This window comes from Sulfurimonas sp. HSL3-7 (genome assembly GCF_039645985.1).
In the GTDB taxonomy this organism is placed as follows: Bacteria; Campylobacterota; Campylobacteria; order Campylobacterales; family Sulfurimonadaceae; genus Sulfonitrofixus; species Sulfonitrofixus jiaomeiensis.
On record NZ_CP147919.1, the window covers coordinates 2,211,564 to 2,234,848 of the forward strand.

The 23,285-nt window shown below is 47.0% G+C and carries 20 protein-coding genes; 9 read left to right on the forward strand and 11 right to left on the reverse strand.

From position 1 onward, the window contains the following. The first annotated feature begins 78 nt into the window (after window positions 1-78). The gene (locus WCY20_RS10980) at window positions 79-930 is read left to right on the forward strand and encodes a Wzz/FepE/Etk N-terminal domain-containing protein (RefSeq protein ID WP_345975118.1); all 852 of its coding nucleotides are present in this window, start codon (window positions 79-81) and stop codon (window positions 928-930) included. Between the two features lie 40 nt (window positions 931-970). Here the strand turns inward: WCY20_RS10980 and WCY20_RS10985 are convergent, their stop codons facing one another. Both WCY20_RS10985 and WCY20_RS10990 read right to left on the reverse strand, forming a co-directional pair. After that, a complete protein-coding gene (locus WCY20_RS10985; RefSeq protein WP_345975120.1) occupies window positions 971-2,674 on the reverse strand; it encodes an ABC transporter ATP-binding protein in 1,704 nt (567 codons plus the stop codon). A 39-nt stretch (window positions 2,675-2,713) separates the two neighbouring features. Next, on the reverse strand, window positions 2,714-4,651 hold the full coding sequence (locus WCY20_RS10990; protein WP_345975122.1) for an LTA synthase family protein: 1,938 nt from the start codon (window positions 4,649-4,651) through the stop codon (window positions 2,714-2,716). A gap of 367 nt (window positions 4,652-5,018) precedes the next feature. Between WCY20_RS10990 and WCY20_RS10995 the strand changes: the two genes are divergently transcribed. Genes WCY20_RS10995 through WCY20_RS11010 form a run of 4 tightly spaced genes read left to right on the forward strand, consistent with a single transcriptional unit; the run spans window position 5,019 to window position 8,780 of the window. Then, window positions 5,019-6,137: an O-antigen ligase family protein gene (locus tag WCY20_RS10995; protein WP_345975123.1), complete on the forward strand. Its 1,119-nt coding sequence runs from the start codon at window positions 5,019-5,021 to the stop codon at window positions 6,135-6,137. Between the two features lie 52 nt (window positions 6,138-6,189). Beyond that, window positions 6,190-6,948, forward strand: a complete 759-nt coding sequence (locus tag WCY20_RS11000) for a lipopolysaccharide kinase InaA family protein (RefSeq protein WP_345975124.1) — start codon at window positions 6,190-6,192, stop codon at window positions 6,946-6,948. Continuing rightward, the gene (locus tag WCY20_RS11005; RefSeq protein ID WP_345975125.1) at window positions 6,948-7,736 is read left to right on the forward strand and encodes a glycosyltransferase family 2 protein; all 789 of its coding nucleotides are present in this window, start codon (window positions 6,948-6,950) and stop codon (window positions 7,734-7,736) included. The genes WCY20_RS11000 and WCY20_RS11005 overlap by 1 nt, the downstream gene beginning before the upstream one ends. 3 nt (window positions 7,737-7,739) lie before the next feature. Continuing rightward, window positions 7,740-8,780: a glycosyltransferase family 4 protein gene (locus tag WCY20_RS11010; RefSeq protein WP_345975126.1), complete on the forward strand. Its 1,041-nt coding sequence runs from the start codon at window positions 7,740-7,742 to the stop codon at window positions 8,778-8,780. Window positions 8,781-8,817: 37 nt separating this feature from the next. Here the strand turns inward: WCY20_RS11010 and WCY20_RS11015 are convergent, their stop codons facing one another. Together WCY20_RS11015 and WCY20_RS11020 are read right to left on the reverse strand one after the other, a co-directional pair. Further along, window positions 8,818-9,411 carry a YrbL family protein gene (locus WCY20_RS11015; RefSeq protein ID WP_345975127.1) on the reverse strand — a complete coding sequence of 198 codons (594 nt, stop codon included), beginning with the start codon at window positions 9,409-9,411 and terminating at the stop codon, window positions 8,818-8,820. Further along, a complete protein-coding gene (locus WCY20_RS11020; protein ID WP_345975129.1) occupies window positions 9,408-10,724 on the reverse strand; it encodes a hypothetical protein in 1,317 nt (438 codons plus the stop codon). The genes WCY20_RS11015 and WCY20_RS11020 overlap by 4 nt, the downstream gene beginning before the upstream one ends. Before the next feature lie 311 nt (window positions 10,725-11,035). Here WCY20_RS11020 and WCY20_RS11025 point away from each other — a divergent pair, with 311 nt between their 5' ends. Beyond that, a complete protein-coding gene (locus tag WCY20_RS11025; protein ID WP_345975130.1) occupies window positions 11,036-11,965 on the forward strand; it encodes a glycosyl transferase family 90 in 930 nt (309 codons plus the stop codon). A gap of 88 nt (window positions 11,966-12,053) precedes the next feature. Here WCY20_RS11025 and WCY20_RS11030 read toward each other — a convergent pair whose 3' ends face one another. From WCY20_RS11030 to WCY20_RS11040, 3 genes are all read right to left on the reverse strand, one after another. Next, entirely contained in the window at window positions 12,054-13,376 is a 1,323-nt protein-coding gene (locus WCY20_RS11030) for a UDP-glucose/GDP-mannose dehydrogenase family protein (protein WP_345975132.1), read from the reverse strand. 93 nt (window positions 13,377-13,469) lie between these two features. After that, the gene (locus WCY20_RS11035; RefSeq protein WP_345975133.1) at window positions 13,470-14,315 is read right to left on the reverse strand and encodes a hypothetical protein; all 846 of its coding nucleotides are present in this window, start codon (window positions 14,313-14,315) and stop codon (window positions 13,470-13,472) included. Between the two features lie 18 nt (window positions 14,316-14,333). Then, the gene (locus WCY20_RS11040; protein WP_345975135.1) at window positions 14,334-16,277 is read right to left on the reverse strand and encodes an LTA synthase family protein; all 1,944 of its coding nucleotides are present in this window, start codon (window positions 16,275-16,277) and stop codon (window positions 14,334-14,336) included. Window positions 16,278-16,382: 105 nt separating this feature from the next. Between WCY20_RS11040 and WCY20_RS11045 the strand changes: the two genes are divergently transcribed. After that, complete coding sequence (locus WCY20_RS11045; protein WP_345975137.1) at window positions 16,383-17,639, forward strand: glycosyl hydrolase; 1,257 nt, start codon at window positions 16,383-16,385, stop codon at window positions 17,637-17,639. 2 nt (window positions 17,640-17,641) lie between these two features. Beyond that, entirely contained in the window at window positions 17,642-18,634 is a 993-nt protein-coding gene (gene waaF / locus WCY20_RS11050) for a lipopolysaccharide heptosyltransferase II (RefSeq protein ID WP_345975138.1), read from the forward strand. A gap of 186 nt (window positions 18,635-18,820) precedes the next feature. Here waaF and WCY20_RS11055 read toward each other — a convergent pair whose 3' ends face one another. The 3 genes from WCY20_RS11055 to rfaD all read right to left on the reverse strand — a co-directional run bounded on the left by WCY20_RS11055 (window position 18,821) and on the right by rfaD (window position 22,168). Further along, window positions 18,821-19,429 carry a YfaZ family outer membrane protein gene (locus WCY20_RS11055; protein ID WP_345975140.1) on the reverse strand — a complete coding sequence of 203 codons (609 nt, stop codon included), beginning with the start codon at window positions 19,427-19,429 and terminating at the stop codon, window positions 18,821-18,823. Then, a complete protein-coding gene (gene rfaE1 / locus WCY20_RS11060) occupies window positions 19,423-20,853 on the reverse strand; it encodes a D-glycero-beta-D-manno-heptose-7-phosphate kinase (RefSeq protein WP_345975141.1) in 1,431 nt (476 codons plus the stop codon). The genes WCY20_RS11055 and rfaE1 overlap by 7 nt, the downstream gene beginning before the upstream one ends. A gap of 301 nt (window positions 20,854-21,154) precedes the next feature. Further along, the gene (gene rfaD, locus WCY20_RS11065; protein ID WP_345975143.1) at window positions 21,155-22,168 is read right to left on the reverse strand and encodes an ADP-glyceromanno-heptose 6-epimerase; all 1,014 of its coding nucleotides are present in this window, start codon (window positions 22,166-22,168) and stop codon (window positions 21,155-21,157) included. A gap of 171 nt (window positions 22,169-22,339) precedes the next feature. Here rfaD and WCY20_RS11070 point away from each other — a divergent pair, with 171 nt between their 5' ends. After that, window positions 22,340-22,636 carry a c-type cytochrome gene (locus WCY20_RS11070; protein WP_345975144.1) on the forward strand — a complete coding sequence of 99 codons (297 nt, stop codon included), beginning with the start codon at window positions 22,340-22,342 and terminating at the stop codon, window positions 22,634-22,636. Window positions 22,637-23,033: 397 nt separating this feature from the next. Here WCY20_RS11070 and ccoS read toward each other — a convergent pair whose 3' ends face one another. After that, the gene (gene ccoS / locus WCY20_RS11075) at window positions 23,034-23,255 is read right to left on the reverse strand and encodes a cbb3-type cytochrome oxidase assembly protein CcoS (protein ID WP_345975146.1); all 222 of its coding nucleotides are present in this window, start codon (window positions 23,253-23,255) and stop codon (window positions 23,034-23,036) included. Between the last annotated feature and the right edge of the window lie 30 nt (window positions 23,256-23,285).

Sequence of the window (23,285 nt, forward strand, 5' to 3'; positions counted from 1 at the left end):
ACTTCTATGTAGGCAAGAACAAGACTCTAACTTTTAACATGGCTTCATGTACAATCTCACTTTTATTAAGGAAATGCATTGCAAAACGATATAACTTATACACCAATGGAGAAGATCGATCTCCGAGAGCTTGTTTTAATTTTGAAACGGCGTCAAATTCTTGTCATGCTGATCACACTGATCGTGACAATTCTAGCCATTGTCTATGTACTCATCGCAAAACCGGTCTATGAGATAAGAAGTATTGTCGAAGTATCTTTAATCGACAACAAACCGGTACAAAGTATCAATGATACGAAGCAGAAACTTGATTTTACTTATGAGGTAGATATCAAGGGTAAAGAGGTAGAAATGCCTTTAGTCAGTGAGATCAGCATTCCAAAGAAAACGACCAGCCTTTTGGTGATCAAGACACAGGGGTATAGTAACGAAGACGCTGCAGGTTTAATGACCAAGATCGTCGATGAGATCACGACCCAGGAAAATGAAAAAATAACGATCTACAAAGACACCGTCAAAGAGAAGTTGACACAGGTTGAAGAAGACATCTCCAGAAACGAAAAAACAGCAGTGGAACTTAAGGGCAAAATTGCTGACTATGAAAGTAAATTTTTAAACATTTCAAAAAAGGACGCGGCACTTGCGGGGATCTATGCGATAGAGATCGGTAAAAAACAGAGTGAGTTATACAGTATGAACAACCGTATCAGCGCCTTGCGTTCGCAAAAAAATGATCTTGCTCTCTCTATCTCAGATCTTCGTATCCAACCGACCAGGGTGATAGGCAATTTCGAAGTGCTGGACAAACCAATCAAACCAAAGAAAGCCTTGATCATTGTCGTGGCTTTTGTTACCGGCTTGATGCTCGCAGTTTTCCTAGCCTTCTTTTTAGAATTTGTACAAACGCCTAAAGAAGAAGAAAACGAATAAAAAGATTGAAAGGGGCAGGCATCTTTGCCAGGCATTGCTTTTAACTCAAAGTTCCCGACAACCGCTGATAAACTGAGGAGCTCTCCAGCAGCTCTTCATGTCTTCCTCTCGCAACGATCTCTCCCGCCTGAAAGACCAGTATCATATCAGCGCTTTCGATTGTGCTCAGACGGTGAGCGATGGTAATAGTAATCTTGTCCTTGGCATAATCTTCCAAGGCATTTTGGATCCGTTTCTCGGTCTCATTGTCGAGTGCACTGGTCGCTTCATCCAGAATCAACAGTGAGGCGTTTTTGTAGATAGCCCGGGCGATTGCAATGCGCTGGCGCTGCCCGCCGGAAAGGTTGGCACCGAACTCTTCCATCATCGTATGGATACCCTCTTCCATCCCCATTACAAAATCATAGGCATCGGCATGTTTCAAGGCATCAATTACCCGCTCTTCGTCCACCTCATGCCCGTAGGCGACATTCTGAGCCAGGGTATCCTGCATGATATAAACACGCTGGGATACGATTGCGATCTGTTCGCGGAGGGAATGCTGCGTGTAGACTTTAATATCTCTACCGTTTATCCTGACACTCCCACGGGTTGCATCATAAAAACGGACCAGTAAATTGACCAGTGAACTTTTTCCCCCGCCGCTGTCACCCACTAGTGCGATGTTCTGTCCCTCATGTACTGCTAAATCGATGTTTTTGAGAACTTGTTTCTCCCCGTAGAAAAGGTCAACGGCTTCGATACGGATATCTTTGACCGGTTCATCCAGAACAGTATCCCCGTCAATAATACTATTTTCCCGATCAAGCACTTGGAAGACACGTTCGCTTGCCGCTACCGCATCCTGGATCTTGCTGTAGATCGTACCTATTCTCCGAACAGGCTGAAACACCAAACCGACCGCCGTTAAAAAGGCGGTAAACTCACCCACCGTCATCGTACCGTTGTAGACATATGTACCACCCATGTAAATGACTGCCGCCAGACCGACGGCGCCAACGAGTTCCATAATAGGCGAAATAAGCTGTCCTACATAGGTGGCTTTCATGTTGATCTTGAAAAACTTCCAGTTCTCTTTGGAAAAACGTTCCATCTCATAGGCTTCGGTCGCATTGGCTTTAATGATCTCGCTGTTGTTGAATACCTCAGTCAGACGGACGACGACATCGGCATTTTTAGCCTGGGAACGGTGTGAATATTTTTTTAACTTCTTGGCGATTGCAATGATAGGATAAAAGACAACCGGAACGACCACCAGCGAATAAAATGCAAGCTCCGGGTTCAGATAGACCACGTAACCGATCAGCCCCAATACAGTCAAGGATTCTCGAACAAGTTCAGGAAGCATATTGGAAACAAAGTACTGAATGCGGTTAAGGTCGTTTGTCAGGCGCGAGATCAACTCACCGCTGCGATTCGTAAAAAGGAATTGCATGTCAAAATAGAGGATCTTTTCAAGTAACATCGATCGGAAACGCGTAATGATATGTCGACCGACATAGGTCATCGTTACCGATTGGATATAACGTCCCACTGCCTTGACGACATAGATTATAACCAGCATCAGCGGTATAAGGTAGAGCATGGTTTCATCTTTTTTGATGAACATGTCATCCATCAATGGCTGCATGATCTGTGCCGTCGCAATTGTTGCTGATACGGTCAGAACAATGCCGGCAAAAATCAATAAAAACTGAAACTTGTACTCTTTAATATAGATCCAATAGCGTTTATATATTTTCAAAAAAATCCTTTTATACTAAATGCCATTTTACACTAAATACTATTTTTGCAATGTCACCAGGGTTTCCGTGATCGCCAATGCCGCTTTGTAATGTTTCGCACACTCTTGCTGACCAGGTGTTGTTTCTTTACCGGATGCAAAAGCACCGTCAGATGAGAGAAGAATACCTTTCGTGTTAAATCCGCAATGCAGCACATTCGGGTCAAACAGGTCACTTCCGATCGCACGGTAAGTCACCCCGGACAGCGTACGGTTGTACAGAGTCGGAAAAATATCTTTTTGGGATCCCGGAAGAGTGACATCAGGTGCATTCGTTCTTAAATAGGGCGGCAGATAGAGATAAAACGGAACCTGCTTGGACTCCTGCAAGAAATCGTCATAATGCATCACCCCTTCCATGGTGTTGTTGTCGGCAGTTATCGCAACAACACTTTTGTCTGCAAGGTCCGAGTTTTTGATCTCATCCATAAAGCCGCCAGCCATATCGACAGCGTACTGATAGTCTTTTATCCGCTGTTTGAAAAGTGCTTCACTCCCTACCAGATGGGCCTTGAGTTCGTCCGGCATCAAAAGGGGTTTGGATTGATACCCTGGTTCCAGGACATACGGCGGGTGATTATTGGTTGTCAATAGAAAAATGAATTGCGGTTTCTTGGCCTGTTTGAGTTTTTCAAGCACGAAAGCGTACGCATATCGGTCATAGGCACCATAGACATGATCAAGCGTACCTTGGATTGCATTGTGTATATCACTTCTACCCTCGACATGCATAAACCCCTGTCGTGAAAAGAACTGCCCTACATTCCGCCAGGAGAGGTCGCCGCCATAGATAAAACTGGTTTCATATCCATTTTTTTCATAGACTCTCGCCGCAGCCTGCTCAAAAGAGATGGCCAGTTCCGGCCCCTGCCCAAAGGTAGTACCGCCGGGGTGTCGAAGTACATTGAGTAAAATAGGCTCCAGGGAGGCAATGGTCCCGTTCTGCGTTGATATAAAATTTGTAAACAAAATATCTTCATCAAAATGCTTTTTTAACCGCCGCAAAATGTCGAACTGAGGGCTTTGGTAGGCCAAAATTGGTGCACCGAAACTTTCGATCATAACCACAACGACATGCGGCGGCCTCTTTTCAAGCCGGCTCTCTTTTTTGGTCGTTCTTTCCAGGTTTTTCAACAGATCTTCACGGTCAATATTGTCTCTCTGAAGAAAATCTTCAAAGGCCTTATCGACCCTCCCTTCATATCCTGTGGCATTGACCAGACGGTATACGCCGGATTTACTGCGTATATACTGCTTTGTTGCTTTCTGAAATGAGAATACCCCGTTTTTAGGCAAAGCATTAATAAAATGGTCACTTGAAACATCCGGAATCAATTTGACCAGCGGGAATACGCCGACACTTCCCCGTCCTCCGAGGAATACCAAAAGGATCAGCGCGACATAGACCGGCGGCTGATAGACAGCCTTGACACGCGATGCTATCGGTAGTGTTGCTGACAATACTTTACGCACGTATACGACCGTTAACCAAACATAGAGCGCGATGCCTGCAGTGATTGCAAAAAGATTATAGTTTTTTCGCGCAATTTCGATAAGTGCCCAGGTGTCATCTTCAAAAACACCGAAGAAGAGAATATTGATGTGTTCATTAAAATAGGAAAAGAATGCGAAGTCCATCCCTATGATGCCGCTGACCAACAGGTACACCGTTATGAAATAAGCTCTCAAAAGGCCTTGCAGCGTTGTCGGAGCGATCCTGTTTTTTACAACCTGGCTGATAATAACAAGCAATAAAGGAAGGATCGACAAGTACGAAACAAGTGCCAGGTCGATGCGAAATCCGAGCAAAAATGCGTCAATGATATCATTTGAAAAATGCTCGTCGTAGCCGGGGCTATACGCCAGGAAAAATACTACTCTGGAAACAGTCAACAGAAGTAAAAATGAGAGCTGGAGCCAGATGATCTGCCGTATCAATCCGATATTATGTTGAAAGGGGGTTATTAGCACAAAAAAGGCCTTTTTTAAACGTATTATACTGGCATAACAATGCAGTCTCCCTAAAGTCTATTTGACTGCGATACAAATTAATATCTTTACCAAATAGTTCTATAATCCAGCAAATGTTCTGACCATTTAGGTAAAATTGGCCAATTTATATTTAAATGCCTAAATGCTATAATTCAAAACTTTTCAAATTCCACAGCAAGTGACCTTAATGCTCTCCACACTGTATTCAAGAATAGATTTTGGCAAGATATATCTTTACCTGTCATTTCTGCTTGCATTCAGCGCACCCTTCTCCTGGAAAGTATCCAGGATTCTACTGATACTTATTATCTTAGTGTGGTTCATAGAAGCCGACTACAAAAAACTCTTCAACGGCATTAGACAATCTAAATTTTTAACTTTTTTGACCTTGTTTGTCTCGTTTCAACTTATCAGTATCTTCTGGACAGAGACCAGTTATGCTGTCAGCCACAGCTACTTTAATAATTATCTCCTGTGGTTTGCCATACCAATTCTCTCCGTCTCATTAAAGCGCAAAGATCTCTCAAAGATCGTTACTGTTTTTCTGTCTGCAATGTTTATCAGCGAGATCACTGCTTACGGAATGTATTTTGAATTGTGGAGAGTAAGAGGGTATGGTCCGGAATACCCCAGTCCTTTTATTCATCACGGTGCCTACAGTATCTTTATGGCCTTTACCGCCCTTCTTCTTTTAAATCGTATCTACTCTTCACTCTACAGCAACAGAGAAAAGATAGTCATGGGTATTTTCTTCCTTACCATCAGCGGCAACCTTTTTATCTCTTTGGGAAGGATCGGTCAACTCGCGTATGCCCTTGCCATTTTATCGGCAGGTATCATTCACTTCAAACTGCGATTTAAGACTATCCTGCTCTCTTTCCTTTTGGTCGCAGCTCTTTTTACCGCGGCCTACCAGATGAGCCCGATGTTTCAGCACAGAATAGAGATAGCAAAAAACGATATCAACAAGATCATGGATGGTAATTTTTCATCTTCCTGGGGGATGCGGGCTGCTTATATCATTTTAGGGGCTGAGATTATTAAAGACCACCCGATGATCGGGGTTGGTATCGGCGATGTCAGAGCTGTTGCGCACCACTATATAGACACTGATCGCGTCAGTTTTTCTAACTATGTGGAAAAGTTTCTTCCCAAACATCAATTTCATAATCAATACCTGATGGTGATGGTACAAAGCGGCTTGATCGGGATACTCTTGTTCTTAGCGATGTTTTACGCGCTGTTCAGACTCCCTATCGTCAACCAGGAGACAAAACAGACGAGTATCCTGTTTGGTATTATCTTTATGGTTGCTTTTATCTCCAACCCTTTTTTACTGGTGAATGAGACCAGAACGCTTTTTATACTCTTTACATCTGTCTTTGCTGCTTCTTCATTGCAAGCCGGGCAGACCAGGCAGATTCAGACATGAATTTTGGACGATTCAGGTCCAAAAGCAACTTTACATTGGAGCGTTCATAACTATGCAACAGCTATCTAACCGTTATCAGATCTCACTTAATCCCAAATACGAATCCTGCCGTGACTTCTGCGAACACATCGATATCCATTTCGACGATCAGCAAGAGAGCATGCACAAGGCACGCAACGAGATCAAAAAGATACCCTGCGCCGGCTATACTTTTGTCGTAAAATCTTTTAAAGTTCCCCATCTTCTAAACCGGATCGTCTATACCTATTTCAGAGGGTCAAAAGCGAAAAAATCCTATGAAAACGCACTTAAACTTCAACAGCTCAACATCAACACACCGGAGCCGGTTGCCGCGATTCAGGAGTTGACGCCGACCCTGCACAAAAGTTATTTTATCAGCATCGCTTTCGACTACGATTTTACGCTTCGTGCACCTTTACGGAATCCGGACTTTGAAGACAGGGTTGAGCTGTTTCAGGCCTTCGCCCGTTTCACCGCAAAACTACACGAAAACGGCGTACTTCACAACGACTATTCGCAGGGCAACATCCTCATCAAAAAAGAGCAGGACGACTATACCTTCAGTGTCGTCGATATCAACCGCATGGAGTTCAGGCCGTTAAGCAGACAGGAGCGCTACAAGAACTTTTCAAGGCTGTGGGCAGACAGGGATGTGTTGGAGATAATTGCAAAAGAGTATGCTAAGATTGCAGGCTATGATGTGCAGGAAGCGATCGATGAAATTTGTGCTTTTGACCAAAAACATAAAAAATTCAAACAGTTCAAACGCCTTTTCAAAAAACAGAAATAATGAGTATAAACCCTATGAAAATTACCGCGAATATCATCACCTTAAATGAAGAGCACAATATTAAAGACTGCATCAATTCACTCAAAAGTGTCTGCGATGAGATCATTGTTGTCGACTCTGACAGCACGGATGCTACTGTCGACATTGCGCGTTCTCTCAACGCTTCCGTCATAAGCCAGGCCTATTTGGGAGACGGCCCGCAAAAAAACGTTGTGCTGAACCATGCCGCGCATGACTGGATCCTGAGCATCGATGCGGATGAACGCCTGGATGATGAGATGATCGGTGCGATCAGAGCTGTTAAGCAGAAGAGTAAACACCCGGCGGCCTACAGTTTCAAACGTAAAAACTATATCGGAGATAGATGGATAAAACATTGCGGCTGGTATCCGGATGTCTGTACCCGTCTGTACAACAGACATGAAGCAAAGTTCAGAGACGTGGCCGGCCATTCGAGTGTCGAAGCGCCCTCTGTCAAGCAGCTTGACGGCAATATCATCCATTTCTCCTACAAAAACTACCACGATCTGCTTTACAAGACGAACCGTTTCAGTTCACGCGGTGCCAAAATGCTGCTTGATAAGAACAGAAAAGCAAACGGCTTCTCCCCTTTTATCCACTTTATGGCTGCATTTTTCAGAAAGTACTTTCTTCAAAAAGGCTTTCTTCAGGGTCTCGACGGCCTGACCATCTCGTTGACGGCATCGATCAACTCCTACATGAAATATGCCAAACTGATCGAGATGCGCAAAAGTGCCGAATCATCCGATTCGCTCTGGGAACAGTAATCGATGTGGATCGCCCATGCCAACTTCGCCAAAGGCTTTCGTGGAGGAGAGAGACAAACGCAGCTGCTGATCGAACAGCTTGCACAACAGGGCTACAAGCAGAAGCTCCTCACCCGTATCGACTCCGAGCTGGCACAACGTTGTTCACACATTAAGCACCTTGAGATCATTCCTCTCAAAAAGCCCTATATCTTTCATTCCAGCGTTGTCAAGGGGGCAACACTCCTTCATGCCCACGAGACGAAAGCGCTTCAGTTTGCCTATTTCGCACACCTGCTTTATAACATGCCCTACATCGTCACCCGGCGTGTCGACAACCCGCTCAAAACAAACTTTCTGAACAAAAAGATGTATGCTGCGGCTTTCAAATCGGTGGCCCTCTCCAAAGCGATCGAAAACGAAGTGCTTCGCGTTTCACCGGAGGCAAAAACGGCTATCATCCCCAGTGCTTTCAGTGATATTACTGTGAATGAAAAAGTTTCAGCAATGATAAAAGAACGTTTCAAAGGGAAATTTCTAATCGGCAACGTCGGGGCTCTGGTCGATTCGCATAAAGGGCAGTCCCTGCTGATCGAAGCAGCGAAAGGTCTCGAAAAGAACCATCCCGAGCTTCATTTTATTCTGCTCGGACGAGGTGAGGATGAAGAGAAGTTCAAAGAACAGGCCAAGGGGCTAAAGAACATCACTTTTGAAGGCTTTGTCGACAACGTCAACGACTATATCAGCTGCTTCGATCTCTTTCTCTTTCCCTCACGCCATGAGGGGTTGGGCTCCATCCTTCTCGATGTCATGCAACTCAATGTACCGGTCATAGCGACAGATGTCGGCGGTATCCCCGACATCATCAAAAGTGAATATAACGGGCTTCTGATCCCTCCAGCTAGTGCCGAAGCAATTGTAAACAGCATTATCGATCTCTATAAACATCCGGAAAAAAGAGCTCTTTTGGCGGCCCATGCAAAAGAGACGGTCAAAAACTACTCGCCGTCGGCTATGGCCAAACGCTATATCGGGCTCTATGGTACCGTTCAAAAAGAAGCTTAGCCTCTTTTTTGCAACGCAGTTCTATTCCAGTTAAATGCTAGTTTGCAGCCAACTCTTTTAGCAGCTTCTCAAAATTGCGCATCACTTTCGGCCATTGATGTTTCACTTTATAGGCTGCGTACGGCGGAAAATGGCGGTAGAGCCAGAATTTGAAACCCGGACGGCGTGCACCCAGACCATCAACGATGATAAGCCGGTAGCTGCCGTCCTCTTCATGGCGGCACATGATATTGTCGAGACTGACATCGACGAAAAGGATGTTGTTTTCGACAAGATACGCTTGCAGGTCATCCAATAGTACTTTGGCCTGCTCAGGTGTAATGACCTGCTGCCTGATAATATCGCTGAAGGTCCTGCTGACACTGCCGTCGCTGTTTATGACCCGGTCAAAGACCAGACCTTTTTTCCCTTCGACATCGACACTGCCGTAACAGCGGGTAATATGCTCGAAGCTTACACCTTTTCTTTCAAGATATGCGGCATAGAGCTCTTCAAGCCTGTTCTGATCGCGGGCATTCAGCTGTTTATACGGGACCTTGATGATCTTGGACGGATCATCGGGATGGACGTAGCAGAGACGTTCATTGCCTTTTCCCAGCAACAGCGATTCGTTCAGCCTCAATGTACTCATCGGGATTTTATCCCTATGTTTCGAGCCGTCTGCATCAACACGTCGCCGCATGTTTCGATCGGATTGGCCGTGTTGATATAGCTGTAGATGCGCGACGGTTTTTCAAGGTACATACGAAAGACCTCGCTTCGGTAACAGTCGACCGCATCACCGTTTAGCTCCTGTTTTCGCGAAAGCACCACCTCCGTCGGAGCATCAAGGTGCAGGAACCAGAAGGTACGTGGCGTCTTTTTGAGCAGCGCTTTCCAGTTCCCGCGCAACACCGCTTTTTTCTCCGGAAAACGGGTATCCTTAAGGATCAGATCATGAAAAAAACGGTCCGAAAAGTAAAACCGCTTGCCCAGCAGCGTTACCAATGCAAGCAGCGGAAAGCGAAGCCAAGCGATCGTAACCAGCCATGCACCGTAGATATCGTCAAACTGGTTCTTCGCTACCCCGGTCTCCAGTTTTCTTTTTAAAAAAGGGAAACTAAACTGATAAAGAAAATTGTGCCTGAACAGATTTTTGAAACGGTAATATTTGATCTTGGAACGCGCTCTTTTTTTAAGAGCATTGATAATGGAGGTCTTTCCGACACCGTCCGGGCCAACGACCGGCGTGATCTTCATACGTCGGAGCCACTGCGAATAGATCCGGTGCAGCGATATCTGCAGCCGCAGTTTCTTCGCCATACCTGCTTTTGCACGGTCTCCTGCAGTAAAAAGAATCCCTTTTTCCACAAGGACACTGTTTGCCTTGGTACCGATCTCATTTCGAAGCGAACTGTCTGCCGCCAACGCTCTATACCACTGCCGGTATTCAGGATAACCCTCTTTCAGTACTTCACTATAGTAGTCAAGCCGTTCACGGATCAACGGCAGTGTCAGGTCTTTCTTTTTCGTCTTTAGATGGGAGATATAGTAGAGGGCCTCAAATTCAAGTGAGAGGGTGTAGCCAATCCCTTCCTGGTAGATGATATGGGGTTCAACATCCTCCCAGAACAGATAACTCAGCGTCTTTTCAAACCGGACTTCGAGATAGGTCCATATCTCCAGAATAATCGGCCGTGCGTCGCTTGTGCCGAAAAGAGAGATAACAGTTTTGCCGTACTTGACCCGGTTAATGACAAAATTGAATCGTGCCTCGGTCGCCAGAGCAAACAGCACTTCAAGGATAGCATCTATATTCTCTTCAGAGGTGATAAAATCGTAGTCACCGCTGAATGCGACACGCTCTTCCAGCGGCTTGTAACGCAAGGAGGCCATGACAATTTTTTTCTGCGTCAGTGTGTCGATCAGCTGTTTAAAAAAAGAGAGGCTAGGATGCAACATCATACGGTGATTCCATCGAAACAGCGTCTATTTTGCCGTTTACCGGTAATGGAGATTTTCATATAGGCCCTTTGGCACAGTTCAGTACTGATAAATAAAACATATAGTAACGCATTGCAGGTATGAGTAGACTAAAAAACTGTCTGCACGTAAAGCGCATACATTGACACTACAGCACACCATAGCCAAAGGCTGTTATATATGGTAACTGCACGACTTTTTTGCTTGATTTAGCGTATTTTTTAGCAAGGGGCCTGTATACTTAAAAACTTTTCCGGAGCATGCACGTGATCAAAAAATATATACGTATTGATTTGAATAAAAACACCAAATTGACCTACTACCTGTTGAATATTTCCAAACTACTCCTACCTGATGCCTACTACCGTCTGAAACTCGCTGACAAGATCAAAGCGTTTCAAAATGATACCGCGGTTGTGGAGCGGGTGAATTATTACAACAAACTTGAAGAGGAGTTCACCCTTGAAACTGCCACAACAACAATCAAAGGCTTTAAAAAAGAGAAAAAAAAGACCTACTTCTTCGATCTCCTGGAGTATCTAAGATACTTTGACCCCCGTTTCAAAGTCGCCTATCTTTTCGGTGATATTACAAAAATACCCGATCGTCCAAGTCTTGTCAAAAGCCGGCCGATAGCCGGGGCCAATGCAAATGCCGTCCTGATGAAGCTCAACAAGGTAAGACACTTCATCTTTGTCGACGACAAAGTGGCTTACCGCGACAAAAAAGATATACTGGTCTGGCGCGGCAAGGCTTACGGCCAACACCGTATTGACTTTCTACAACAGTTTCACGACAAACCCTATTGCAATGTCGGTCAGACAAACACAAAAGGAAATATGCGTGCTCCATGGCAGAAAGAGAAGATGAGCCTGGCCAGGCAGCTGCAGTACAAGTTCATCCTCTGCATCGAGGGTAACGATGTGGCGTCAAACCTCAAGTGGGTGATGTCGTCGAACTCGCTGGCCTTCATGGTCAAACCGACCTACGAGACCTGGTTTATGGAGGGACGGCTGATCCCGAACCATCACTACGTGCTTCTGAAAGATGATTATTCGGATCTGGAAGAGAAGATAAACTACTATGCTGAGCATATAGATGAAGCGCTGGCCATCATCAAAAACGCGAACAACCATGTCAGCCAGTTCAAAGACCAAAAGCGCGAAGACGCTATCTCTCTGCTGGTCCTGAAAAAGTACTTCGAAAAGTCGGGACAGCTGTAGAACAAATTGCTTTCACAATCGCAGGGAGTAGGAACTGTTTAGAAGGTGAATGTGTTAGAGCCGTTCCCTTCACTCATCAAAGGCGTTCTTACGCCCCGATCTGGAAATACTCGAAACCCGTTTCTTTCATGCGCTCTTTATCGAACTGGTTGCGGCCGTCAAAGAAGACAGGGTTTTTAAGCAGTTTTTTCATCTCATCAAAGTCAGGACTTCTGAACTCCTGCCACTCTGTCACAAGGATAAGAGCGTCAGCATTGGAAAGGGCTTCATATTTGGAGTCGACATAGGCAACGTTTTGATTCCCCTTAAGATAATAGCTCTCCGCCTCATGACGGGCTTTAGGATCATACGCAACGACTTTGGCACCGCGCGACGTCAGTTCGTTGATGATCGTGATCGACGAGGCCTCGCGCATATCGTCTGTCTCCGGCTTGAAAGCCAGTCCCCATACCGCGAAGGTCATCCCTTCAAGGTTCTCTCCGAAGCGTTTGATCACCTTGTTCGATATAACGCTCTTCTGGTCGTAGTTGACCGCTTCGACCGCATCGAGGATTCTTGGGGTATAACCGAAATCTTTGGCGGTCTTAGCCAGTGCCTGCACATCTTTGGGAAAACAGCTCCCGCCGTAGCCGCAGCCCGGATAGATGAAACTGTAGCCGATACGGGAATCCGAACCGATACCGTTGCGCACCTTGTTGACATCGGCCCCGACACGTTCGCAGATATTTGAGATCTCATTCATAAAGGAGATCTTGGTCGCCAGCATCGCGTTGGCGGCATATTTGGTCATCTCAGCCGATTTGATATCCATACCGATGAAGCGGTCCCGGGTCTTCATAAATGGGGCGTAGAGGTCGTGCATGATCTGCATCGCTTTGTCATTATCGGCACCGATGACGACACGGTCGGGATGCATAAAATCCTGAATCGCTGCCCCCTCTTTCAGAAACTCCGGGTTGGAGACAACGTCGAAGTCAATGTCGACACCGCGTCTGTCAAGCTCGGCCTGTATCGCCGCTTTGACCTTGTCCGCGGTCCCGACCGGTACTGTTGACTTATCAACAACGACGATGTACTCCTGCATGGATTCCCCGATACTTTTGGCAACGGCAAGGACATACTGCAGATCGGCAGAACCGTCTTCGCCCATCGGCGTACCCACGGCGATAAAGGTGATCAATGAGTTGGCAATCGCATTTTTGACATCGGTCGTAAAAGAGAGTGTCCCTTTTTTGTAGTTCTCAAGGACCATCTCCTCAAGACCGGGTTCATAGATAGGGATGACGCCTTGCTTCAGTTTCTCGATCTTACGCTCGTCGATATCGACACAAGTCACCTTGTTGCCCATTTGCGCGAAACAGGTGCCGCTTACCAATCCGACGTAGCCGGTACCGATTACTGATATCTTCATATATTATTCCCTTTTGATCCATTCTTTTAAGATCATGATTTTAGCAAAAATGAGGTTACAAACAGCCTATACCCCCCCCATGTAAGATGTGTATCACTTTCCACAATTATTGATATCGAACCGGTCTATACTTTTATCGCGTCCGGCAAGAATAACACGCACACTATTTTTACGCACAAGTTCATTGAGGAGGGAGTCATTTACCGGAACATGAAAAAGAAAGACCGGAATAGAACCGAAACGTTCTTCTGCACGCTTGCCGTACACAGGGTTGTCAACACTGCCGTAAGGCATTGCCAGCGCGGTGATACTATTGAAATAATAGGCAATTTTATACGCATTAATGACAAGGGAAGAGAATATATTCTTCTCAGAGAGAGGATGGATACCTAAGATCGTTTTAAATCCGGCATCTGTGTATCTGGAAAGGGCCAAAGGATTCGAAGCTTCGATGTAAAGACGGTCGCGGATAGCATCATCTTCTGTTATCGACTTGAGGCGATTAATGGCTTGCGCTGTCTCTGCTGCCGTCAGGTGTTCCAGGTTTTTATAGTCCAGCCAAAAGTAATGTCCCTCTCCCGCTGCGCTGAAAAGTGCTTCGAGTGTCAGGATCCTGCCCTCTTTTTTCGGATAGATATAGTCACCGTTGGCATCTTTTTTCGGGTGACCGTGGGAGATGATAAAACGGTTCATCTTCGCATCATAATGAAAATCAACCTCGGCACCGTTGGCACCCCGTCCGAATGCGCGCTTAAAAGCGGTGATCGAGTTGCGCTCGTCATGCGTGTTGTAGAGTCCGCGCGAGCTCCAGATCTTATGGCAGTTGTCGTAAACAGCAGAAAAATCACGTTTTTCAAACTGGGCATCAACATACACGACTGTTATGTTCCACAAGACGGCAAGCGCCGCAACCACACCAAACGCGATGACTTTTTTCATACCACTCCCCTCAATTGACTACTGTTTTTTTACAGCGAAGAGGCGTTTCTGATAGATATCGTTCAGGACATGCACAAATGCCGCAGCATCCTTCTCAAGGGTCTGATTATGTTCGGCAGGGAGCAGGTGCTCATCACTGTATGTAAATGTAAGGGCCTCTTTATTGGGACGGACGATCGCCACTTCGTTGCCGTTTCGCAGAGCATACATGTCAAAAAACTGCATAAGCACCATATCTTTATCGCTGTCTTCAAAGATGGACTTTCCCAGGATCGGATAGGTGAGATCAAGTCCGACCGCATCGAGTGCCGTGGCAAGAACATCGGGCTGTGTCGCAAGTGTCGTCACACGTTGCGGTTCAACACCGCCGCCGAGAATCATCCCCAGAATATGGTACATATTGACCGGCACAAGATCGTCACCGTAGGTACGGACGTTGTGATCGGAGATGATCATAAAGACAGTATCCTCATAATAGCCTTCTTTCTTGGCATCGCGGATCAGTTCGCCGATGGAATAATCGGCAAACTTGATCGCATTTTTGACACCGTTCGCCGGTTCGCCTTCGATCAGATCGATACGCCCATCCGGAAACTCGAAAGGGGTATGGTTGGTCGTACTGAAAAGCACCGAAACGAACGGTTCGTTGTTCGCATGGTGACGAACGAACTCTCTACTGGCCCGCTTGACAAGATCTTCATCACAGACACCCCAGACACCGAGAAAAGCAGGGTCTTTGAACTCTGGCTGATCGATGATCTCGTCGAACCCGTTACCGAGGAACCAGCTGCGCATGTTGTCAAAATTGCTCTCGCCGCCGTAGATAAAACTGCTGTGGTACCCGTACGGTTTCAGCAGTGAGGCGACGGTAAAGAAATCATTCTGTGATTTGTTACGTTTAAGCACTCCCTTGCCCGGCACGGCAAGAATACCGGCCGTACTGCCGGCGATCCCGCGGACACTGCGGGTTCCGTTGGAGTAGACCTCATCGAAAAAGATCGACTCCCTGCTCAGGCGGTCGATGTTCGGCGTGATGCCTTTCTCCTCACTCAATTCACCTACAAACTGTGCACCGAGACTCTCCTGGACAAAGATGACCAGGTTTTTCGGCTTACTGTTCTTGAAATGGCTGGGCTGTTCCCGGAAGAAAGGAAGTTTTCGGTCACCGACCGGGATGTGCAGCTGTTTTGAAACACGTGCATAGGCCTCATCCATATCCATTTTTCCGTAACCTGCCATCTTGCTTCCATGGCTTTTTTGGGAATAGTAGGCATAGCCGATTGCAAAAAGACTGTTTTTGGCGACCTCATTGACGAGGCGCGAACTTGTATAGGAGGCCAGGGAGATATTTGCTGCACGGTGGCCGAACGACGATCGAATACCGATAAACAGGACGGCAAGCAGCGGCACAAGAAACAAGATACGCACCCACCATGCCGCTTCAAAGGCCGCTTCGAAGCTGCTTCGTGTCCGTCGCCAGTAATAGACGCCGATTGCCGTCATCATGACAAAAGCGACAAACAGCTCCGGTTTGTAAGAGACCCAAATGTTGCCCAGGACCTCTTTCGGATAGGCCAGGTAGTTGAGAAATATGTCATTTGGACGGACATCAAACTCCGCAACAAAAGGGAAGGTCGCATTTTCAATATAGACCGCCAGTAACAGAAAAAAGAGAAGATAGAGACGTATAAATATCCGTACCGGTTTTTCAAAGACCTTGGGCATGGTGAAAAGAAGAAGTACAGGAATGACCAGAATGATGGAGACCACGATCGTGTCCATCTGCAATCCGAGAAGAAACCCGTACCAGTGGTTGACACCGGCATCAACGATACGGTCATAATATTGCATAAGAAGCAGGCTTCTGCCGATAAAGAAGATAGCGATAAAAAGGAAATAGAAAACGATAAGTTCTCGGATCGTTGCCATAACGGCTTGAAAATTGGTGCGTGATCTGTACATTAGTTGTCCGTAATTTTTTACTGAAATTATAGCTGAACTAGGTAAAGGGCATCAGCCGGGTGCCCTATGACTGCTCTGCAAGTTAAGTTTGACTATAATTTCAGGATGAAAGCGCCGTTTTTGTGGGATCCCTACTCCGATCAACCTTACCAGCTAAAAGACAGAGCCTTTAAAAAGGCAATGCGGAAAAAAGAGCTTTTTTCGCTTCTCTCGACTTTTTTAAGCGCCCTTCTTGTCTTGCCCGTCGCCCTGTTGGCACAGATTGTCATCCCCAAACGCAGGATCCTTTCGGACAGTTTTTTCGGGATGAGCGTCAACCTCGACAAAGAGCCGCAAGCCGTCAATACCCTGACCGACGAGCTGGAGCTGTCAACCCTTTTAATCCGTTTCCCGCTCTGGGAGATGGAACGCCTGGAAAGCTATGTCGATTTTGTCAAAGTCAATGAAGGCAGAAAGATCATTCTGAATGTGATGCAGGACCGCGAACATGTGGAAGACCTTGCGCTTTTAAAAAGCGATCTGGAAAGCGTTTTTCAGGCCTTCTCCCCCTATGTCGACTGTTTTCAGATCGGCTCGACCATCAACCGCGCCAAATGGGGCTTCTTCAGCGTGCGCGAATACCTCCGTTTCTACGAGGTGGCCTATGAACTCAAAAGAAGGAGATTTCCGGCACTGAGACTTCTCGGCCCTTCTGTCATCGACTTCGAATACCACTTCACTGCCCACGCCCTCTTCAACTTTTTCACAGTCCGATATGACGCCGTTACCGCCCTGCTCTATGTCGACCGCCGCGGTGCGCCCGAAAACACGCAGATGGGGTTCGACCTGATCAAAAAGATCGGTCTGCTCGACGCCCTTGCCCTGATGAGTCCAAAGGCCTCCCGGTCCCTCTACATCACAGAGACGAACTGGCCCATTTCCAACACCGCACCCTACGCCCCGACCAGCGAATACGAGTGTGTCGACGAAGAGAGCTACGCCGACTTTATGGTGCGCTACTATCTGCTCGCCTTTGCCTCGCAAAAGGTCGACGCCGTCTACTGGCACCAGCTGATCGCACCGGGCTATGGGCTGGTCGACAACAGAGAGGGTCTGCGCAAACGCACTGCGTTTAATGCTTTTAAGACCATGCAGAGATCTCTAAAAGAGATGGAGTTTGTATCGTTTGAGAAGAAGCATGGTATCTTTACCCTTGTTGCAAAGAACATAATTCAGACCACAACTGTGAAGTGGTCACTGGATTTTCAGACGCTTACCTATAATACACCGCAGCCTTATCTCGACCGCGATGGTAACACGCGGGAAAGCCAAATCCTCAAGATCGGCCCCTCGCCGATCTACCTCATTGAAAAAAGTGATTAAAGATGTCAACACCCCCTGTAAAATCGATTCTGATCATACTGCCTAACTGGCTTGGAGATGCCGTGATGGCGACCCCTGCTATCGAAGCGCTTTGCGAGTTCTACCCGCATGCCAAACTCACCCTTGTCGGCTCTTTTGTCTCGATAGAGGCGCTCAAATACCACCCTTTCTGCCACCGCCATTATGTCGATGAGACCAAAAAGGGCGGCAGCCGCCTGCTCAACACCTACACCTTCGCAAAGAGACTCGGCAGACACGATATCGCCATCTCTTTTCGCAACCAGATCCATGCATCGCTGCTTCTCAAGTTCACCGGGACGCCAATCACGATCGCCCGTGATTCATGGCACGCCCGACTGCTATTGACCCTCTCCCCGCAGGCAAAAGAAGGCCATCTCGTTGAGCAGTACGTCTCTCTGGTCGAAACCCTGACAACAAAAGAGATCGCAAAGATCTCCCCTCTGCGCCTTTTTATTGAACCGCACCGCTATGAAAGAGCGACCCTCGGAATCAATCCCGGCGCCACCTACGGTTCGGCCAAGCGGTGGTACCCCGAGAAGTTTGCCCGGGTAGCCGCCCACTATGCCGGGCAGTACAATATCGTCATCTTCGGCGGCCCAAGCGAGACGGAGATGGCCCAGGCGATAGAAGATGAACTTATCCGTCTCGGCATCACCAACTTCACCAACCTCGCCGGCAAGACCTCCATCAAAGAGCTCTGCGCACACATCGGCGGCCTTTCGCTCTTTGTCACTAACGACAGCGGACCGATGCATGTGGCCGCAGCCTACCAGGTCCCGACCGTCAGCATCTTCGGCCCGACACGCCACCTCGAGACCTCCCAATGGAAAAACCGCCAAAGTGCCATTGTCCGCCACGACCTCGAATGCGCCCCCTGCATGAAACGCGAATGCCCGCTGAAACATCACGACTGTATGAAGAAGATCGAAGCGGACGAAGTGATACAGGCCATCGACACACTCGGCCTTTCGTAAAACTGACATCAACAGTCAGCGTGATTAGTGATTAGTGATTAGTGATTAGTGATTAGAAAGATAGACTTAAAATGAACAACAAACAAAATATTTTTGTTGTAGATTTGGTGCAGATTGTGCCGAAGTGAACCCGAAAGCGTACATCGGTACGCTGAGAGGTGAACTTCGGCACAAGATGTGCTGAAGCTAGAACAAAAATCGTACGCCGACGAAATAGCTGCGGTTGTAGTAGGCGTTGCTGCGCTCTTTCGTCGGCGTCTTGATAGCTCTGTAACCGGTCGTGACGAAGGCTCTCTCCATCAATTGGATATCGAAGTTTGCCTGGTACTCGGTATAACTGGTCGACTGTTCAAACGTAAGCACCTCGGGCGCATAGTAGAACTGTCCGCCGATGTGCAGCGGGATAGCAATATCCAAAGGAAGGGTATAGTCACCCACAATACCGATCGGCATGACAAAGACTGTCTGGTCATTGTCAAGCGGTGTAAAGGCGATTTTCAGGCCGAGTCCCAGCATCAGTTCCTGGGCCAATGCAGATGTCGACTGCACCACAAACCCTACTTCCGACAGAATTTCAGGGTCTTGATCGTACGGAAGTCGGCTGTGCGCATTGTCACCCTTCATCAGTCTCGCCTTGAGCATAAAGCTGTCAGGTTCGATAGCGTGATTGAACTGCCCCATGTCCAGCCCCAGATGCAGATCCAGATCTTTATTGTTCAGATTTAATTCGAACTCATGCATCGCGTAGCTCACCGAACCGGAGAGGAGTAGTCCTATTAGTAGTTTTTTTAACATGTCGATCCTTGAATTTTTTCTATTGTTTTTGTTGTGCTTTTGCCATTGACGAAGTCAACCAGTTTCAACGCTTTTGAAAACTCGGTACCCACGACTTCTTTACCTTCATAATCACCCCCTTTGACCAATACATCGGGTGCGATCATCTTGATCAGATCATACGGTGTCTCCTCGCTGAACTTAACGACATAATCGACGGCATCCAGCGCCGCCAGAATATAGGCGCGGTCGTCTTCGGTGTTGACCGGGCGTGACGGCCCTTTTAGCTCACGCACCGACGCATCGGAATTAAGCCCGACAATCAGGATATCGCCGAAGCTCTTCGCCTCCTGCAGGTATTTGACATGACCGACATGCAGGATGTCGAAGCAGCCGTTGGTAAAGACAACGCGTTGACCATGTTCTTTGGCGCGCTTGACGATGCGGTCGATCTCGGCAAAGCTCTTGATATGGGCATCCGAACTGCTTTGATGCAGTTTTGACTCATAGATCTCAATCTCGTCTAGCGTGACCGTCGCCGAACCGATCTTGCCGACGACAACACCGGCTGCCAGGTTGGAGAAGCGGGCCGTCTCTTCGATACTCAAACCGGCGCTCAGAGCAAAGGCGATCGAAGCGATCACCGTATCACCTGCCCCTGTGACGTCAAAGACCTCTTGCGCGACCGTAGGAAAACGTTTCACTTCGCCGTCATAGATAGCGATCCCGTCCTCCGAAAGAGTGATCATCGAACGTTCCAGGGAACATTGCTCTTTCAGTGTAAGCAGCGCACGCTCCAGGCTCGCATCATCAACGATAGGGATACCTGTCGCCTCAGATGCCTCTTTTTTGTTGGGCGTCAACATATGGGCACCCCTGTATTTGCTGTAATCCGTCCCTTTTGGATCGACCAGCACCTTGATCCCTTTTGCATTGGCCAGAGTGATGACCGCCTGCGAGAGTGCCTCTGAGACCACCCCCTTGCCATAGTCGGAAAGGATGATCATATCTATCACAAAAAGATCTTTTTCGATCGCTTTAAGTATCTTCTCAACCGACTCGGCACTGATCGTCTCTTTTGACTCATTGTCATAACGCAGTATCTGCTGATGCGATGCAATGACACGCGACTTTTTACTGGTCTTGCGTCCGTTTTGGGTGATCAGCCCTTCGGTCTTTGCCCCGATGGATTTGAGCATGATCGTCAACTCTTTGGCGATCTCGTCATCACCGACCACGCTGGCGACATTCACGGCTGCACCCAGCGAAATAAGGTTGTTGACCACATTGCCCGCACCCCCGAGGACCGATGTCTCTCTGGCGATATCAACAACCTGCACCGGTGCTTCGGGCGAAATACGCTCGGCATCACCCCAGAGGTAGTGATCGATCATCAGGTCGCCGACGACTAGGATGTTAGGTTTGGCGTTTTTAAGCACAGTCATGATTATGTAATTCCTTTGTACATCTTTGTGATCTCAACACCACAAACAGAAGTCTCCGTGGTTTCGCAAGCTCAACAACACTCCGGTTTCAAAGCTAAAAAAGTGAAGCAGTTCACTTTTTCTAAACGCTACTGATTTTAAGCCTCCGTGGTTTCGCAAGCTCAACAACACTCCGGTTTCAAAGCTAAAAAAGTGAAGCAGTTCACTTTTTCTAAACGCAACTGATTTTAAGCCTCCGTGGTTTCGCAAGCTCAACAACACTCCGGTTTCAAAGCTAAAAAAGTGAAGCAGTTCACTTTTTCTAAACGCTTTTCACCTCTTCTTCAAACAGACGTTTGATCTCTGGAATATAGGCTTTGATCCCCTCTTCAAAACTGTAACGCGGCGCATACCCCAGTCCCTCTTTTGTACTCTCGATATTGGCTTCGGTGTGGAATTGGTAACGCCCTATAAAAGGGTTTGGTATATATTCGCAGGCAGATGATGTGCCCAGCTCTTTTTGCAGGATATCGACCATATCCTGGAAGGAACGCGCATGACCGGTACCGACATTGTAGATACCGCTCTGCTTCGGCTGCATCGCCAAAATATTGGCCTGAATAACGTCTTCAATAAAGATGAAATCGCGCACGATCTTGTCCGAACCGTCAAAGAGTCTCGGGTTTTTGCCCTGCAGCAGCTGATGACCGAACTGGACCACCATAGAAGAGGTCTTATCTTTATAATACTCTCTCGGTCCGTAAACATTAAAATAGCGCAGTCCGACAATACTGATATTCGCGCTTTTCATTACGTCACGGGAGAGATGGTCCATCATCAGTTTTGAAAAACCGTAAACATTCTGCGGCGCTTCGACACCCACCGTCTGCGGTGAAGGGGCGTTACCGTACGTAGCACCCGATGAGGCATAGATCATATTGGCGTTTTGGCGGACTGCCATGTCAAGAAGGTCTTTATAGGCATTGAGATTGGTCCTGATCATCAGGTCCTGCTCAAGGGCCGTTGTGTCGGAGATGGCCGCTTCATGAAAGATGTAATCGAAGTCATAGTCCGATTCAAGTTTGGCAAGTAAGGCCTTGTCATTGATGTCGCCGCTGATCACCTCGCCGCTGAAACCGACAAGGTTTTTAAAGTGACCGAAACTCTTCAGATTACCGTTGGAGAGGGTCTCGCCGGAACGAAAACTGTCAAGTACCACCACCTTGGCATCGGGATGGTTTTCCTGAAAATAGAAGGCCAGATTTGAGCCGATAAACCCTGCTCCTCCAGTGATCAGGATCGTTTTTCCCTTTAGGTCATCATCGATATAGCGCATTGTCTCTCTTTAATATATGTTGTTTTTTTAGCGGATCACACGTGCTTGACGCATTGTTCGTTTTGTAAGCGAATTATAGCAAACAGAGGGTTAATGTAGCGAGAGTGCCTTAGTACAATTTAAGATTATAATGCATATAATGTTTTGAAATTTTAACTCTGGAGATCAAACATGAAAAAAATCGCATTAGCACTACTTGTAGCAAGCGTATCACTAATGGCAGCTGACGGTGCTGCAGCCTATAAGAAATGTGTAAGCTGCCACGGTGCAAAAGCTGAGAAAAAAGCTCTTAACAAATCTGAGATCATCAACACTTGGGATGCTGCAAAAATCGAAGAATCGCTAAAAGGCTACAAAGCCGGTACACGTAACGTACACGGTATGGGTGCATTGATGAAAGGTCAAGTTGCGGCTTACGATGATGCTACAATCAAAGCAGTTGCAGAGTACATCACAACTCTTAAATAATCAGCTCTTCTAATGGATTCTCCTTTCAGGAGTTTCCGCTTTCTATAATTTTAATACGCTTCGGCGAACAAGTTCCCCTTCACTACGTTAACACTGGGTTTTCTTCAACAGAATGTTCACACGCAGATAAACCGCGTTTTTATATTAATACGCTTCGGCGAACAAGTTCCCCTTCACTACGTTAACACTGGGTTTTCTTCAACAGAATGTTCACACGCAGATAAACCGCGTTTTTATATTAATACGCTTCGGCGAACAAGTTCCCCTTCACTACGTTAACACTGGGTTTTCTTCAACAGAATGTTCACACGCAGATAAACCGCGTTTTTATATTAATACGCTTCGGCGAACAAGTTCCTCTCAAAAGGGCTTCCCGTATGACCGTTATCCAGCGACATCACTCCGGACGGTACTCTTTTCTCTTTTTCAGGGCCTCTTTTTTTGCCTGCTGTTTGGCGGCGGCATTCAGCTCCTCCTCACCGTCATACTGGACCTGGTTCAAAAACTTCTCTTTATCGTCAAACTGCCCGGACTTGATCGCCCACATGATGCCGAAAAGTGCCAATCCCCCTAAAAAGACGGAAACACCGAGCATCAAAATTATGATCCAGCTGTCCATTCAACTTCCTTATTCAATAATATCGGTGAC